Origin of the sequence: Pantanalinema sp., from assembly GCA_036704125.1 — a bacterium.
Lineage (GTDB): Bacteria > Cyanobacteriota > Sericytochromatia > S15B-MN24 > UBA4093 > JAGIBK01.
Window position 1 is genome coordinate 1 of sequence record DATNQI010000037.1, and the last position, 13287, is coordinate 13287.

A 13287-nucleotide genomic window follows, 5' to 3' on the forward strand; every position below is an offset into this window, starting at 1 on the left:
CCGGCCATGTTCCCCGTCCTGGCCGCGGTTGCGGCGTGATGTTCCAGGCACCGACGCTAGCATGCTATACCCGCGCCCTTCTGTGACAAAACACCCGGCAACGCCAAGAAAAACGCCGCGCCCCAGGGGGCGCGGCGTTGAGAAGGCGAGGGATGGGGCTAGGCGATGGAAGCCAGCTCGGCGGTGGGCGAGAGGGTGATGGTCACCCGCAGCTCGCGCCGAAGATCGGCCGGGGGGTTGGAGAAGAACTGGCTCTGGCAGCGATGGGAGCAGAAGTGGTAGCGCTGGCCGCGGTACATCACCGGGCCGACGGCGTCGCTCAGATCGAGCGTGCAGCCGCAGATGGGGTCCAGCGTCACGCCGGGGACGCTGTGCGAAGAAACGTGCGTCATTGCAATTCCTTCCTGTGTTTGAGGGCCCGTGCGCACGGGCCTGCGCGCTGGGAAAGCTGGTCGAGACCAACCGCTCTTTAATTATAGCAGCCGGTCCATGATTCTGAAGTGCGATCCGAGATCTTTCTTTTGCGCGTGTGATTTTTTTCGGCCGCTGGGTTTAAATGGGGAAGCAACCGGGAGGGCCTGGGTCAGGTTTCCGGGTGAGGTGCCCCTCGGGGCCACGTTTTTCGAAGCTCTCTCTCTTTCTCTCTCGAACGGAGGATGGAATGGTCCGCAACACCTCGAAGCAAGCTGGCTTCACCCTGATCGAACTGCTGGTAGTCGTCGTCATCATCGGTATCCTCGCCTCGGTCGCCATCCCCAACTTCATGGGGGCCCAGGACAAGGCCAAGAACTCGGGCGTTCAGGCGAACGTGCACAACGTCCAGACCGCGCTGGAGCAGTACGCGATCGACAACTCGGGCTCGTATCCGGACAAGCTCTCCGCGATGATTGGTGGCGCGGGTTACCTTACTACTTATCCAAAGACCCCCTGGGGCAAGCAGCAGGCACCCGGCAGCGACATCAACGCCGACTACAGCGGCAACGTTGCACTGGGTTCGGGCGCTGCGACGTCCTACAAGGCCCCCGGCGTGCTGGCCGATCCCACCCTCATGGACCACTTCGGTGCCATCGGCTATTACCGATCGGGCGCCGCCAACGAGAAGTACGACCTGGTCGGTGCAGGCAAGAAGGCTCAGGATTCGGTCTGCGTGATCCACGTCAAGAATTACTAGGCTTTCACCGCTTTCGTCCATTTCTGCCAAACGGATGGCGTGCAAGGTTTTCCTTGCACGCCATCCGTTTATACGCTTTCGCCAGTGGTATACAACGAGCGGGAATCCACTCGTGCAGGAGTTCGCAATGGACAGGATCGTCGTAGATATCCAGAATCTCGGCAAAATTTACCCCCCTCAGATCGGGCAGGCGAAGAAGATCGCACTCGATGGGGTGACCCTTCAAGTGAAGGAGGGCGAGACCTTTGGCCTGCTCGGTCCGAATGGTGCAGGCAAGACCACCTTGCAGAAGATTCTGCTTGGGCTCGTTCGACCCAGCTCTGGCAAGGCGGCTGTGCTGGGGGCTTCTCCTGATGACACGAAGGTTCGTGTCAAGGTCGGATATCTGCCTGAGAATCCTTACTTTTACACTTACCTGACCGGTCGCGAGTTCGTGGAGTTCTGCGGAGGTTTGTTCGGCCTTTCTGGAAAGGTGCTACACAACCGCGCGACCGAGCTGCTCGATCGCGTGGGGATGGCGTACGCGGAGAACACCCAGCTTCGCAAGTACTCCAAGGGAATGCTCCAGCGGGTCGGGGTCGCGCAGGCGCTCGTCAACGATCCCGAGATCGTCTTCCTCGACGAGCCCATGAGTGGCCTGGATCCGGTGGGACGGCGTGAGATGCGGGATATCATCCTCGACCTCAAGCGCGAGGGAAAAACCGTCTTCTTCAACTCTCACATCCTCTCGGACGTGGAGGCGCTGTGCGATCGCGTCGGGATCCTGAACGCTGGAAGGCTGGTCGTCTGCGGCAACGTTCGGGACCTGACCGCGACCAGCGGTCACCTGGAGGACGTCTTCATGCAGGCGGTCGGAGGTCTCAAGGCATGATCCGCCTCTGGGACCTGGCGCACAACACCTTTCGCGAGACGATTCGCGACCGGATCCTCTACGTGATCCTGGTGTTCGCCTTAGTCATGATCGGGGCGAGTGCTCTCTTCGGGACGCTCACCGTCGGCCAGGATCGCAAGATCGTGCTGGACCTCGGGCTCGCCGCCATCGAGCTTTTCGGAGTGGCGATCGCCGTCTTCGTCGGCACCAGCATGCTGTTCAAGGAGATCGACAAGCGCACGGTCTACGTGGTGCTGACCAAGCCCATCCCGCGGTCGGAGTTCCTGCTGGGCAAGTTCCTCGGGCTCGCGCTTACCCTCTGCGTCTTACTCGTGCTCATGGGGGCTGCCTTTGTGGGGCTCGCCGCAATGAAGGGGGCCTATGCGCCCGAGTTGCTCGGGGCGATCGCCATGATCGGCCTGCAACTGCTGGTGGTGATGGCGTTGACCGTGTTCTTCTCGACCTTCGCCTCACCCATCATGAGCATGCTCTTCACCTTCTGCCTCTATCTGATCGGGCACAACACCGAGACCCTGCGGGCCCTTGTGCAGAAGGCGAGCCCAGCTCTCAAGGTGGGCATCGAGGCCCTCTATTACGTGCTGCCCAACCTCAGCACCTTCGACGCCAAGAACCTCGCAGTCTACGGTGAGGGGGTTCCCGCGGGACGCTGGCTGTGGGCTGTTGGCTATGGAGCGGCTTACGTGTGCGCCTTGCTGGCGACGGCTTCGGCTATTTTCGAGCGCAAGGAGTTCTAGTCCATGCGCCGCATCCTCGTTGCGCTGGGGCTGGCTGGCCTCTTCTGGGGGGCGCAGGCGCTTTGCTCGTCACAGGTGGGAGCTTTCAAGACGAGCATGTCCGGGCGCCTGATCGTGCCGGATCCACAGGCTGCCAAGCTCGTGGTTTCAGACTTCAATAACCTCTGGGCTGACGTTCTCTGGGTTCAGGTGCTGATCCACAACGGAGACCAGCACATGGCCGTGGACGAGGCCTCGCGCGACTTCGGCGGCATGCTGGAGGCGCTGGAGCTGGCGACGGACTTCGATCCGCGCTTCCATGAAGCAGCGATCATCGGTTCCTGGCTGCTCACGGACGTCGGGCGGCTCGATGATGCGCGCCAACTACTCACCAAGGGGATGCTCAGCAACCCTTCCATGTGGATCTATCCTTATCAGCTCGGTTTCGTCGAATTCCTCTATGCGCGACGTTACGCCCAGGCCGCCGAATATTTCTCTCGGGCGGCTTCCTTGCCCGATGGTCCCCCGGCTGCCGCCCGCATGGCCGCGGCGATGTACTCCAAGAGCAACAAGGCCGACATGGCCATCAATGCCTGGAAGAACATCCACGCTAAGGGGGATGCCCGCATCCGTGGCATCGCCCGCCGGGCCCTCGCCAAGCTCGGGGTCGCGGTCGATCCCTGAGCCCTGCGCGGGATTATGTGCGCGACGCACCGCTAAACGCCTGCTTGGGCGGTAGAATGAGAAGAACCCTCGCGTGATAGGTTCATCATGGGAGTGGGTAGAATCGTTTGAGGAAGCCGTTTCAGGGCTTAGCGGCGAGGAAGCGCAACCGCGATGACGATGGATCCAGCAAACCTCCCCATGGCGTTCGTCGCATTCGCGGCGTGCGTCTTTGGTTGCTTGATCGGGAGCTTCCTCAACGTCGTCATCTACCGCCTCCCCAACGAGGAATCCATCGTCTGGCCCGGCTCTCACTGCCCCAGGTGCGACACCTCCCTGCACTGGTACGAGAACATCCCGCTCCTGAGCTACGCCGTGCTCGGGGGCAAGTGCCGGACCTGCAAGCAGCCCATTTCTTGGCGCTACCCGCTGGTCGAGGCCACGACCGGCCTGCTGTGGCTCGCCCTCATGCTCCGCGAGGGGCCGACCCTTCGCTTCTTCGCCGAGGCCGTCCTGGCGTCGGTGCTGGTCGCCATCTTCTGGATCGACGTGGACACCATGCTGATCCTCGACGTCATGACCTGGCCGGGCATCGCGCTGGGCCTCGTCTACGCCGCTTGGGTCGCCCAGGCGCTGCCCCTTCACCTGGGGGCCGCGGTCGGGGGCTACGCCTTCTTCCTGGCCATCGAGCTGGTCTCCCGGTGGGTCTTCAAGGTGGACGGCATGGGGCGCGGGGACGCCAAGCTCGCGGCCATGATGGGCGCCTGGCTCGGGCCCTCGGGCCTCGCCGTCGCCCTGATGATCGCCTTCACCCTGGGCTCGGTCATCGGGCTCGCCCTCAAGGCCCGCGCGGGCGGCGAGAGCAAGCCCTTTCCCTTCGGCCCCGCGCTGGTCCTGGGGACCTTTGCCAGTCTGTTCGCCGGCCATGCCATCTGGGCCTGGTACGTCGGACTGCTGATGGGTTAGGCAAGGAAGCACGATGGAACTGACGACGCTGATCGAGAGCCTGAAGTCGGGCTTCAAGAAGAAGAAGTGCATCGGCCTGGACATCACGGCCGACACCATCGTGGCCGTCGAGCTCAAGCGGCAGCGCAACCAGATCTCGCTCGAGAACATCGCCATCGCGAGCACCCCGCTCAACGCCGTCCAGGACGGCGAGATCGTGGACCCGGGCGCCGTCGCCGAGGTCATCGCCGTGCTGCTCGAGGAGAACGGCATCGAGGCCCAGCAGGTCGTCTGTGCGGTGGCCGGCCAGAGCACCATCATCCGGCCGGTGCGCTTCCCGGCGATGCCCGAGGCCGAGCTCAGGGAGGTCATCAGCATCGAGGCCGAGCGCTACATCCCGTTCGCCATCGACGACGTCAACGTCTCGTTCCAGTCGATCAACGAGGTGGAGGAGGACGGCGCCCCCAAGCAGGAGGTCGTGCTGGTCGCGGCCCAGAAGACCCTGGTGGAGTCCTACCAGCAGACCGTCAACGAGGCGGGGCTCGAGCTGGTGTGCATGGACGTGGCGTCCTTCGCGGTGATGCGGTCGATCGTGAACACCGAGCAGCTGGATGACGACCAGAGCGTGGCGCTGGTGCACATCCAGGGCTGGACCACCGACATCAACATCATGGTGGGTGGCGTGCCGCGCTTCTCGCGCTCGATCCCCATCGGCTTCTCCTACTTCCTCGATACCATCATCAACTCGCTGGGCCTCGACGAGGAGACCGCTCGCTCGGTCCTCGACGAGATCGACGTGGACCCGCAGGGCTACGAGGCGATGGGGGCCCAGGTCGAGCAGGCCACCGAGATCATCCGGCCCGCCCTGATGGAGCTGATCGGCGAGATCGGGCGATCGCTGGACTTCTACCTCTCGCAGGGCACCGAGCCCCTCACCCACGTGGTGCTCAGCGGCCGGGGCGGCAACCTCCGCAACCTGGACCGCTTCCTCACCAACCGCCTGGGCATGCAGACGATCCTGGTCAATCCCTTCGCCACCATCGAGGTCGACGAGGGGGCCTTCGATCCCGAGGTGCTCCAGCCGCAGGCCCCGACGCTGGCGACGGCCATCGGGCTCGCGATCCGGGGGGTGCAGGGCGTATGAAGGCCATCAACATCAACCTGCTGGGGGATCGCCCGGCCTCCCTGCTGCCCACCAACCTCAACATCGACCCGGAGCTCCTGCTCAGGGGCGTGGTCGGCGCCTCCCTCGCCCTGCTCCTGCCGATCATCGTCGGCTTCTCGGTGGACAAGCTGCTGCTCGGTCCGGCAATCGCCGAGAACGAGCGCCTGCGCCAGAGCATCGGCACCAACAAGAACACGGCCACGGTCCTCAAGAAGGACAAGGAGAAGGCCGAGGCCCTGGAGAAGGATTACGAGAGCCTCCTGCGGCTCGCGCGGCAGAGCGCGACCTGGAAGAGCGTGCTCGAGGAGGTCCGCGACCTGACCCCCACCGACGCGTGGCTGACGCGCCTCTCCATCGAGGGCACCAGCAGGCTGAAGATCGAGGGCAAGGCCCTCGACTACCGTGCGATCGCCTTCTTCTACACCAACTTCCAGAACGCCAACCACTTCGCGCGCCCGGTGCTTGGCAGCCTGCAGAGCGAGAGCGTGGGCGGGCAGGCGGTCATCCGCTTCAACCTGGACTGCGACATCAACGACCAGGGGCTCGGAGGATAGCCGGTGGAAAGCATCACCCTCTTCGGTCGCACCATCCAGCTGACCCCCGAGCTCTACTCGCGGGCCGTCGTCGTCGGCTGCGTGCTCCTGGGCCTGTTCATGTTCAGCAACAACGCCCTGCCCAAGATCCAGGAGTACCTGGCGATGCGTACCACCCTCGCCGAGAGTCGCACGGAGCTCGAGAACGCCCAGGCGATCACCCAGACAGGCCCCCAGATCAAGGCGCGCCTCCAGCGGGTCGAGGAGAACCTGGCCGCCCTCCACGGGCGCTTCCCGCCGCGCAACCAGGTGCTCTCGATCATGCTCCTGGACCTCTCCAAGATCTTCCAGGACACCCACAACGAGCTGGTGACCTTCCAGCCGCGCGAGTTCACGGCCCTCACCCAGGAGTCCCTCAAGGACCTCGGGAAGCTGAGCGTCGAGGTCACGGCCAAGGGGACCTACCCCTCGGTCATCCTGCTCTTCGATCAACTCAGCCGCTACGAGCGCGTGCTGACCATCGAGGCGCCCACCCTCACCCCGGGTGAGTCCGACTCGCTCAACAGCAACCTCACCGTGACCTTCACCCTCACGACCTATGCGCTAAGCCAGTAAGAGGACCCCGCCGATGAAGAATCGCCAACGCGTCACTTTCCAGCAGGTGATGATCATCCCGGCGCTCACCACGCTGGGCCTGGGCAGCCTTCTCTACGCCCAGAACCTCTCGCTGACGACGCCGGTCAACGCCGCTCCGCTGGCGGCGATCCCCGGTGCCCTCGCGGCCACCTCGGCGACCACCGGCGAGATCACCGCCTCGGACGGCCCCGTCCAGCTCGCGGCGGCGCCCGCGCGCTCCGCGACGTCGAGCGTCGTCTTCGACGGCAACCCGGAGTTCGGAGCCGGCGCGGCCCTGCCCGGCGAGCGCGACCGGATCAGGGCCACCACCAAGGTGGACCTGGTGCGCATGGCCCGCGAGAACTCGGGCCGAGAGGATCCTTTCGTCGCCCTGATCAACCCGGGCCCGGACGTCATCCAGGCCCTGCCGAGCCTGCCCACCCTGCGCCCGCAGACGGTCCCCATCGGCGCCGCGGAGCCCTCCATCGTGCTCCCCAAGCGCCCGGTCAAGGTCGCGACCCGCATCAACAGCGAGGGCAACCGAGAGATCATCATCGACCCGCCCGAGGCCGGCGACGAGCCCGCGCGCGGCCCGCTGCTCGTGCCCAAGTGGACCCTCTCGGGGGTCCTCAACACCGGGCGCGAGCAGATCGCCCTGCTGGAGAACGAGGGCAACAGTCGCGAGGCGCGCCTCGGCGAGGTCCTGGAGGACGGCTCGCGCGTGGTGCGGCTCGAAAGCAGAAAGGTTGTCCTCATGCTGAACGGGCGGCGATTCCCCAAGACGATCGGAGGCGCGGATGCGGCCAATTAAGCTGAAAACGAGGGCGACGCGCGCCGTGCTCTCGGCGACCCTCGCCCTGGGCGCCCTCGGCGCCGCGCCTGCGCCGAGCCTCGCGCAGCTGATGGATTCCACCGGGGCCAGGCCGCTCTCCGACCAGACGGCGGCCCCCGAGCGGCCCAAGCTGATCACCAACCCGACCCTGCTGACCCTCAACCTCGCCAACGCCGACGTGCGGGCCATCCTGGACATGATGGGCAAGAAGGGCGGCATGAACCTGGTCATCGACGAGTCGGTGTCGGGGACGGTCTCGCTCTCGCTCAAGGCGGTGCCCCTGGACGAGGCCCTCAACCTGGTCCTCAAGATGAAGGCCCTCTCGGCCCGGCGCATCGGCGCGACCCTGCTCATCGCCACGGAGGAGACCTTCCTCAAGAAGGGCTTCTCTGGGAACCAGACGGCGCTCTTGCGCTTCGACAACGCCAAGGTCGAGGACGTCGAGAAGATCATGAAGGACGCCCTGACCGACGGCGCCGGGGGCCAGGGAGGCGGCGACGGCAAGGGGATGGCCGTAAACCCGGTCAACGCCAAGATCATCAAGGACGACCGGACCAACTCGCTGCTCATCACCGCCCCCGAGGAGATCATCGACCGGGCGCGCGCCCTCAAGGCCCTGCTCGACGTCCCGACCCCCCAGGTCGAGATCGACGTCAAGGTGCTCGAGCTCTCGGAGAACGCGAGCCGCCAGCTGGGCTTCAGCTACGGCTTCGCCAACGGCAAGTTCGGGACGGGCTATAACAACGGCACCCCCGACGCGACGGCGGGCGGCGCGGGCAACCAGGCCGGCAACCCGAGCACCCCGGCGGACGGCGTGAGCCTGACCTTCAGCGCGCTCGGCAACTTCACGGCCAACTTCAACGCGCGGATCAACGCCGTCATCACCGACGGCCAGGCCACGGTCATGGCCAACCCCAAGGTCGTGGCGCAGGACAACAAGGAAGCCTCGATCGACATCGTCAACAAGCACCCCATCCTCAGGACGACCACCACCACCACCGGCACCCAGACGAACGTCGAGTTCATCGACGTGGGCCAGAAGCTGACCATCACCCCCAGGATCGACACGGCGGGCTTCGTGACCCTCGCTCTGGCCCCCGAGGTGAGCGTCGAGGGCGGCTCGACCCTGGTGAACGGAAACTCGGTGCCCATCGTCAACACCCGCCGGGTCAAGACGAGCATGCGCGTGCGCGACCAGGAGAGCATCGTCATCGGCGGCCTGAAGCGCAACGACTCGACGGCGACCACCACCAAGGTCCCCATCCTGGGCGACATCCCCCTGATTGGCATGCTGTTCAGGAACAACGTGGTCCAGGCACGCCAGACGGACGTCGTGATCATCGTGACCCCGCGGATCCAGACCAAGGTCCAGTCCTCGACCGAGACCCTGCCCTCGAGCGGCGGCGGCAACGCCCCCGCACCGGCTGGCGGCCCGCCCCGGTTCTAAGCAGATCGATGTCGAGTTTAGCCTTCGCTTGATTTCCCCGCCCCCCGGTGGGGCGGGGCTAGGGGTGGGGGGATTAAATCAAGTTCCTCATGCCCTCGGTCGAAGACTCGGAGTGATTGGATCCCCCCACCCCCGACCCCGCCCCACCGGGGGGCGGGGAGGACTCAGGTAACGGTTTATCTCAGCCAAGCAAGCTTAGGACGAGCAGGCCTGCGACGAGGCCGCCTCTTCTGAGGCGGCCTCGTTTGCTTCACGGCATCGCGACGGAGTCGGTCGCCTCCTCCGAGGGAAGCACGGGCTCGACGACCGCCCGGCTCTGCTCCTCGCTCAGCGTCAGGCCGAACCACTGCGCGACGGTGTGGTAGTAGGCCTGAAAGTCCTCCCAGGCCACCGGCTGCCCCGCTCCGGGGAAGAGCCGCAGCCCGCGCGGCTCGGGGGCCACCATGTGAAGCTGGCGAAGCAGCCCGCCCGGGTCTTCCTTGCTGCCGAGCAGGAGGACCGGGGTCCCCTTGGCCTTCGGCAACAGCTCCGCGGTCTCGGGGCCATGCCCCCCCGCGATGCGCACGCCCGCCCCCACGCGCCAGTAGAGCCTGCCCAGCATGTTGCCGGGGTCCTGGAACCATGCCCCGCGCACGGGGGCCTCGCCCCAGTGGCCGGTCGGCGCCGCGAGCGCCAGGCTGCGGATGCTCTTCTGCTCGCTGACGGCCACGATGGCGGGCAGGGTCGACTCGCGCTCGGCAAGCACCCCCACCTGGTTGGCGCCGCGGGCGTTGAGGAAGGCCACCGCCGCCAGCAGGTCGTACTTGGCCTTGAGGTCGGGCGTCTGCTTGCCGCCGCTGTCGCCGGTGCCGCGCGGGTCCAGCACCAGCACGTCGAAGCGCGGGGCGAGCCACTGGGCCAAGGAGGCGATCGCGAAGCCCTTGCGATCGCTCGCCCAGCCCGGCACCAGCACCACGCCGATCCCGGCGCCGCGCCCCATGTAGGTCGCCTTCAGGTTCACCCCGTCGGCGGTGGTCAGGGCGACCTCCTTTGCGCTGATGGGGTAGGCGAGCTCCTCGTGCGGCAGGGTGTAGCCGGGAGCGCCCTTGAGGGTCGCGCGGTAGGCGCCCTGCGCCCACAGCACGTAGCAGGCGCCCAGCACCACGGCCGTCGCTCCGCCGAGGGCCGCGCGCGCGCGCACCCCCTGCTTCATGGCGAAGACCGCCGTCGCCACGGCGAAGACGGCGTTGAGGCCCGAGAGCAGCACGGCGATCGCGGGGTGGCGATCGCAGACCGGCGTCAGGAACTGCAGGATCCAGCCGAACAGCAGCCCGGCGCCCAGGAGCCCCCCGCTGATCCAGAGCGGATCGACAGAGGAGGGATCGAGCGAGAGCTTCGCCTCGCCCGCTGGGCGGGCGAATGAGGGGCGGGGAGTCCGGGGCTCGGGGAATGGGGGCACGATGCGACCTCGTTAGCTTGAAGGTGACGCCCTTATCATACGGCGCTTGATCCGGGCACGGCAACGCGCCGTTTAGCTCGCTTGGCACACGGGTATGCGGGGAGCATGAACAAAGTGCTGATCGCCGCGCTCGGCCTCGCCGTCGCCGGCGGGCTCGGGGCCTTCGCCGCCGACCCCAGAAACCAGGCCGCCCTTCGCCTGATCGTCACCAACATGGCCGCCGAGAAGCCCGCCATGCAGGGTGTCGCCTTCAAGGTTCCCTTCCTCAAGGATCCGCCCCCGAAGAAGGCCTATCCCGGCCTCTACCCCGAGAACATCACATGGGGGACGGACGCGGTCCTCAAGTACAGCGACCTGGGGGACGGCTACTGGCAGACGCCCGGGATCAACCTCGTTAACGGCCGCTCGGTGGAGAACGAGGCCGACGAGTGGCAGGCGCACTTCCGCTTCAAGTTCAACCCGCCCACCGATCCCCTGCACCCGGGTCACACCCTGGTCGCGATCGACTCGCCGCAGCACGCCCTGAGCTTCGCGCCCCTGGGGGCCGTGGACTTCGACGGGGTGAGGACGATCCCGGCCGACAGGTGGCTCAAGCGCAGCGAGAACGAGCGCGCGGCGGTGTGGAACCTCAAGGCCGGGGACGTGGTAGGGGTCAAGGTCGAGGCGGTCTCCTTGGCCGAGCCCGCTTCGGGCAGCGCCAAGCCGGCGGCCCCCAAGCGCCACACCTTCGTGGCGAAGCTGCTGCTCAAGAAGCTGTCGCACTCGACGGTGCGCTTCGACTTCGTCTACCGCAACGACGGCAAGCTGGACTTCCCCGCGCCCAACCTCCCGGAGCCCGCGGCGCGCCACTAATCATAATCCCCCGCCCCCCGGTGGGGCGGGGAGGAGATCACGGTTCCGCCCAGCCTTCGAACAACGTTTCGATCAGCTCGCGCATCTCGGCGAGGATGGCGCCTCTCAGGTCGTGCTCCTCGGGGAAGGCCCACTCGCCGCCGATGGTGGCGCCCTCCAGCAGCCGCCGCAGCCTCGCGGTCGCCTGATAATCGTCGAGGTAGTACCGCCCCCCGTCCCGGTGCAACTCGCGCACCTCGATGACCTTGCCCCACAGGCTCTGGTCGAAGACGATCGCCTCGCCGCTGGTGAAGGCGAGCCGGTGGGTCGTGACGAGCTCGGGATCCGGTTCGAACATGGCTGTCCTCTCTGCTCTGGTGATTCTAGCATCGCCCCTTTAAATCTTCGTGAAAGGCTCGTGCAGGCCAATCGGGCGGGTATAGTGCCTCCATAACGGGTTGAAAGGGGGCAACGATGCAGATCGATTCCATCGTCATCGAACGGGAAGACGGCCCCCTCTTCTGCGGGCTCCTGTTCTTCGAGCACGAGGCCACCGCCCAGTACCTTCCCTGGACCGTGGACCTCAACGATCCGCGCAGGATCGTCCTCAAGCTCTTCCCGCCCGAGGCAGGCGGCGCCCTGCCCGTGGTCCAGGCGCACTACGAGACCATGGCCGGCGCCATCGTCGATCGGGTCCTGCAGGACCAGTAGAGCCGCCCCTTCCTTCTTTCAACCTTCCCGTCTCCCCTGTCGCACCTCGCTCGCAGCCGTTTGGACGAGCGTTGTTCATGACAGGGGGGGATGCTACCATGGCCGGGGACATCGTGAGGCATCGCGCGTTCAGGGTTCGATCGAACCCTGCGCCGGCCTCCGTCGTCAAGAGATGCAGCAGCGTCCCCCGCCTTGTTGGAAGAAGGAATGCGCATGAACCGATTCGCCTTGAAAGCCGTGGCCGTCGCCCTCACGGTCTCGACGTTCCCGGCCGCCCTCGCGAGCGCCGCTTTCGCGGCCCCTACCCCCACCCAGCTGGTCCGGCAGGTGCTCGACTCTCAGGGCTCGGTCTCGTACACCGGCAAGCGCGTGCAGCTCCTCACCCGCCAGACCCTCGCCCTCAAGGCCTCCATGCGGGTCTTCTACCAGGACGACAAGAACTACCGCGTCACCGTCCAGGAGCCCTCGACCCTCACGGGCGTCAACCTCTGGATGAAGGACAACCGCGCCAACGTCTTCTTCCCCGCCGAGAACCTGCTCTTCCGCAACGACAACCCCACCGGCAGCAACGAGGCCGCGAGCACCATCTTCGGCCAGCTGACCGCCAATCCCGCCCTCTTGCAGCGCAACTACTCCCTGCGCATCCTCTCGGATGCCGAGGAGCCCAACAGCATCGTCGCCATGACGCCCTGCTACGTGCTCGAGGCCGAGCCCATCCGCGGCTACGTCACCCCCGGCCACCGCTTCTGGATCTCGCGGGACACCAACCAGGTCCTCAAGGAGGAGCGCACGTGGGGCAAGGGCCTCTCGCCCTACTTCTCCAGCTACTTCGAGGACTTCGTGCCCAGCCCGCGGGTGGACACCGAGGTCGGCCTGCCCTCTTCCAAGCTCAACACCGTCCAGCTCCAGCGCGACCAGAAGAACTCCTTCGTGCAGTACCGCTCGGTCGAGGAGGCCGAGAAGGCCATCGGCGAGAAGGTGGCCCTGCCTACCTACATGCCGGCGGGCTTCCAGCTCCACTCGCTCCAGTTCGCGAGCTTCTTCGGCACGCGCATCACCCTGTTGCACTACACCGACGGTCTCAACTGGATGTTCGTCTCCTACCGCCCCAAGCCCAACATGTTCCTGACCGTCATGGCCGGCGCCATGGCCCTGGGCCTGGTGGACAAGATGAGCTCGCTTAGTTACCAGGCGCCTTACAACTACTTCGGCACCGAGCAGGGCGGGCAGCTCCTCTACGCGTACGGCGACCTCTATCCGGACGATCTCCAGCGGACCGTGAACTCGGTGACCTTCGCCAGCGCTGCCAAGTAGGGTACGGAAAGAGGTCC

16 protein-coding genes are annotated in these 13287 nt (G+C 66.0%); 13 read left to right on the top strand and 3 right to left on the bottom strand.

The annotated features are described in order from the left end of the window. Nucleotides 1-158: 158 nt before the first annotated feature. Complete coding sequence (locus tag V6D00_06010; GenBank protein ID HEY9898718.1) at nt 159-392, bottom strand: hypothetical protein; 234 nt, start codon at nt 390-392, stop codon at nt 159-161. A gap of 269 nt (nt 393-661) precedes the next feature. Between V6D00_06010 and V6D00_06015 the strand changes: the two genes are divergently transcribed. The 10 genes from V6D00_06015 to V6D00_06060 all read left to right on the top strand — a co-directional run bounded on the left by V6D00_06015 (nt 662) and on the right by V6D00_06060 (nt 8976). Further along, nucleotides 662-1171, top strand: a complete 510-nt coding sequence (locus tag V6D00_06015) for a prepilin-type N-terminal cleavage/methylation domain-containing protein (protein ID HEY9898719.1) — start codon at nt 662-664, stop codon at nt 1169-1171. A 127-nt stretch (nt 1172-1298) separates the two neighbouring features. Continuing rightward, on the top strand, nt 1299-2042 hold the full coding sequence (locus V6D00_06020) for an ABC transporter ATP-binding protein (GenBank protein ID HEY9898720.1): 744 nt from the start codon (nt 1299-1301) through the stop codon (nt 2040-2042). Next, complete coding sequence (locus V6D00_06025) at nt 2039-2797, top strand: ABC transporter permease (protein ID HEY9898721.1); 759 nt, start codon at nt 2039-2041, stop codon at nt 2795-2797. Before V6D00_06020 ends, V6D00_06025 begins: the two co-directional genes overlap by 4 nt. Before the next feature lie 3 nt (nt 2798-2800). Continuing rightward, nucleotides 2801-3460, top strand: coding sequence for a hypothetical protein (locus V6D00_06030; GenBank protein HEY9898722.1), 660 nt, complete (start codon nt 2801-2803; stop codon nt 3458-3460). A 180-nt stretch (nt 3461-3640) separates the two neighbouring features. Beyond that, on the top strand, nt 3641-4405 hold the full coding sequence (locus tag V6D00_06035) for a prepilin peptidase (protein ID HEY9898723.1): 765 nt from the start codon (nt 3641-3643) through the stop codon (nt 4403-4405). 13 nt (nt 4406-4418) lie between these two features. Further along, nucleotides 4419-5528 (top strand): type IV pilus assembly protein PilM, encoded by a 1110-nt coding sequence (gene pilM, locus V6D00_06040; protein ID HEY9898724.1) that lies wholly within the window; start codon nt 4419-4421, stop codon nt 5526-5528. After that, nucleotides 5525-6103 carry a PilN domain-containing protein gene (locus V6D00_06045; protein ID HEY9898725.1) on the top strand — a complete coding sequence of 193 codons (579 nt, stop codon included), beginning with the start codon at nt 5525-5527 and terminating at the stop codon, nt 6101-6103. Before pilM ends, V6D00_06045 begins: the two co-directional genes overlap by 4 nt. Before the next feature lie 3 nt (nt 6104-6106). Then, on the top strand, nt 6107-6697 hold the full coding sequence (gene pilO / locus V6D00_06050; protein ID HEY9898726.1) for a type 4a pilus biogenesis protein PilO: 591 nt from the start codon (nt 6107-6109) through the stop codon (nt 6695-6697). Nucleotides 6698-6710: 13 nt separating this feature from the next. Continuing rightward, nucleotides 6711-7508 carry a hypothetical protein gene (locus V6D00_06055; protein ID HEY9898727.1) on the top strand — a complete coding sequence of 266 codons (798 nt, stop codon included), beginning with the start codon at nt 6711-6713 and terminating at the stop codon, nt 7506-7508. After that, entirely contained in the window at nt 7495-8976 is a 1482-nt protein-coding gene (locus V6D00_06060; GenBank protein ID HEY9898728.1) for a secretin and TonB N-terminal domain-containing protein, read from the top strand. The genes V6D00_06055 and V6D00_06060 overlap by 14 nt, the downstream gene beginning before the upstream one ends. Nucleotides 8977-9226: 250 nt before the next feature. On the opposite strand, the gene V6D00_06065 is transcribed toward V6D00_06060, so the two are convergent. After that, entirely contained in the window at nt 9227-10414 is a 1188-nt protein-coding gene (locus V6D00_06065; GenBank protein HEY9898729.1) for an alpha/beta hydrolase, read from the bottom strand. 105 nt (nt 10415-10519) lie between these two features. On the opposite strand from V6D00_06065, the gene V6D00_06070 reads away from it, so the two are divergent. Next, a complete protein-coding gene (locus V6D00_06070; protein HEY9898730.1) occupies nt 10520-11266 on the top strand; it encodes a hypothetical protein in 747 nt (248 codons plus the stop codon). A gap of 37 nt (nt 11267-11303) precedes the next feature. On the opposite strand, the gene V6D00_06075 is transcribed toward V6D00_06070, so the two are convergent. Beyond that, entirely contained in the window at nt 11304-11603 is a 300-nt protein-coding gene (locus V6D00_06075) for a hypothetical protein (GenBank protein HEY9898731.1), read from the bottom strand. Nucleotides 11604-11719: 116 nt separating this feature from the next. Between V6D00_06075 and V6D00_06080 the strand changes: the two genes are divergently transcribed. Both V6D00_06080 and V6D00_06085 read left to right on the top strand, forming a co-directional pair. Next, entirely contained in the window at nt 11720-11956 is a 237-nt protein-coding gene (locus V6D00_06080) for a hypothetical protein (GenBank protein HEY9898732.1), read from the top strand. 213 nt (nt 11957-12169) lie between these two features. Further along, a complete protein-coding gene (locus tag V6D00_06085) occupies nt 12170-13270 on the top strand; it encodes a hypothetical protein (GenBank protein HEY9898733.1) in 1101 nt (366 codons plus the stop codon). Nucleotides 13271-13287: the final 17 nt, after the last annotated feature.

Excerpts from the sequence above, each read along its gene's own strand:
- V6D00_06010 (HEY9898718.1), bottom strand. The coding sequence starts at position 392 with ATGACGCACGTTTCTTCGCACAGCGTCCCCGGCGTGACGCTGGACCCC.
- V6D00_06015 (HEY9898719.1), top strand. The coding sequence starts at position 662 with ATGGTCCGCAACACCTCGAAGCAAGCTGGCTTCACCCTGATCGAACTG.
- V6D00_06020 (HEY9898720.1), top strand. The coding sequence starts at position 1,299 with ATGGACAGGATCGTCGTAGATATCCAGAATCTCGGCAAAATTTACCCC.
- V6D00_06025 (HEY9898721.1), top strand. The coding sequence starts at position 2,039 with ATGATCCGCCTCTGGGACCTGGCGCACAACACCTTTCGCGAGACGATT.
- V6D00_06030 (HEY9898722.1), top strand. The coding sequence starts at position 2,801 with ATGCGCCGCATCCTCGTTGCGCTGGGGCTGGCTGGCCTCTTCTGGGGG.
- V6D00_06035 (HEY9898723.1), top strand. The coding sequence starts at position 3,641 with ATGGCGTTCGTCGCATTCGCGGCGTGCGTCTTTGGTTGCTTGATCGGG.
- pilM (HEY9898724.1), top strand. The coding sequence starts at position 4,419 with ATGGAACTGACGACGCTGATCGAGAGCCTGAAGTCGGGCTTCAAGAAG.
- V6D00_06045 (HEY9898725.1), top strand. The coding sequence starts at position 5,525 with ATGAAGGCCATCAACATCAACCTGCTGGGGGATCGCCCGGCCTCCCTG.
- V6D00_06055 (HEY9898727.1), top strand. The coding sequence starts at position 6,711 with ATGAAGAATCGCCAACGCGTCACTTTCCAGCAGGTGATGATCATCCCG.
- V6D00_06060 (HEY9898728.1), top strand. The coding sequence starts at position 7,495 with ATGCGGCCAATTAAGCTGAAAACGAGGGCGACGCGCGCCGTGCTCTCG.
- V6D00_06070 (HEY9898730.1), top strand. The coding sequence starts at position 10,520 with ATGAACAAAGTGCTGATCGCCGCGCTCGGCCTCGCCGTCGCCGGCGGG.
- V6D00_06075 (HEY9898731.1), bottom strand. The coding sequence starts at position 11,603 with ATGTTCGAACCGGATCCCGAGCTCGTCACGACCCACCGGCTCGCCTTC.
- V6D00_06080 (HEY9898732.1), top strand. The coding sequence starts at position 11,720 with ATGCAGATCGATTCCATCGTCATCGAACGGGAAGACGGCCCCCTCTTC.
- V6D00_06085 (HEY9898733.1), top strand. The coding sequence starts at position 12,170 with ATGAACCGATTCGCCTTGAAAGCCGTGGCCGTCGCCCTCACGGTCTCG.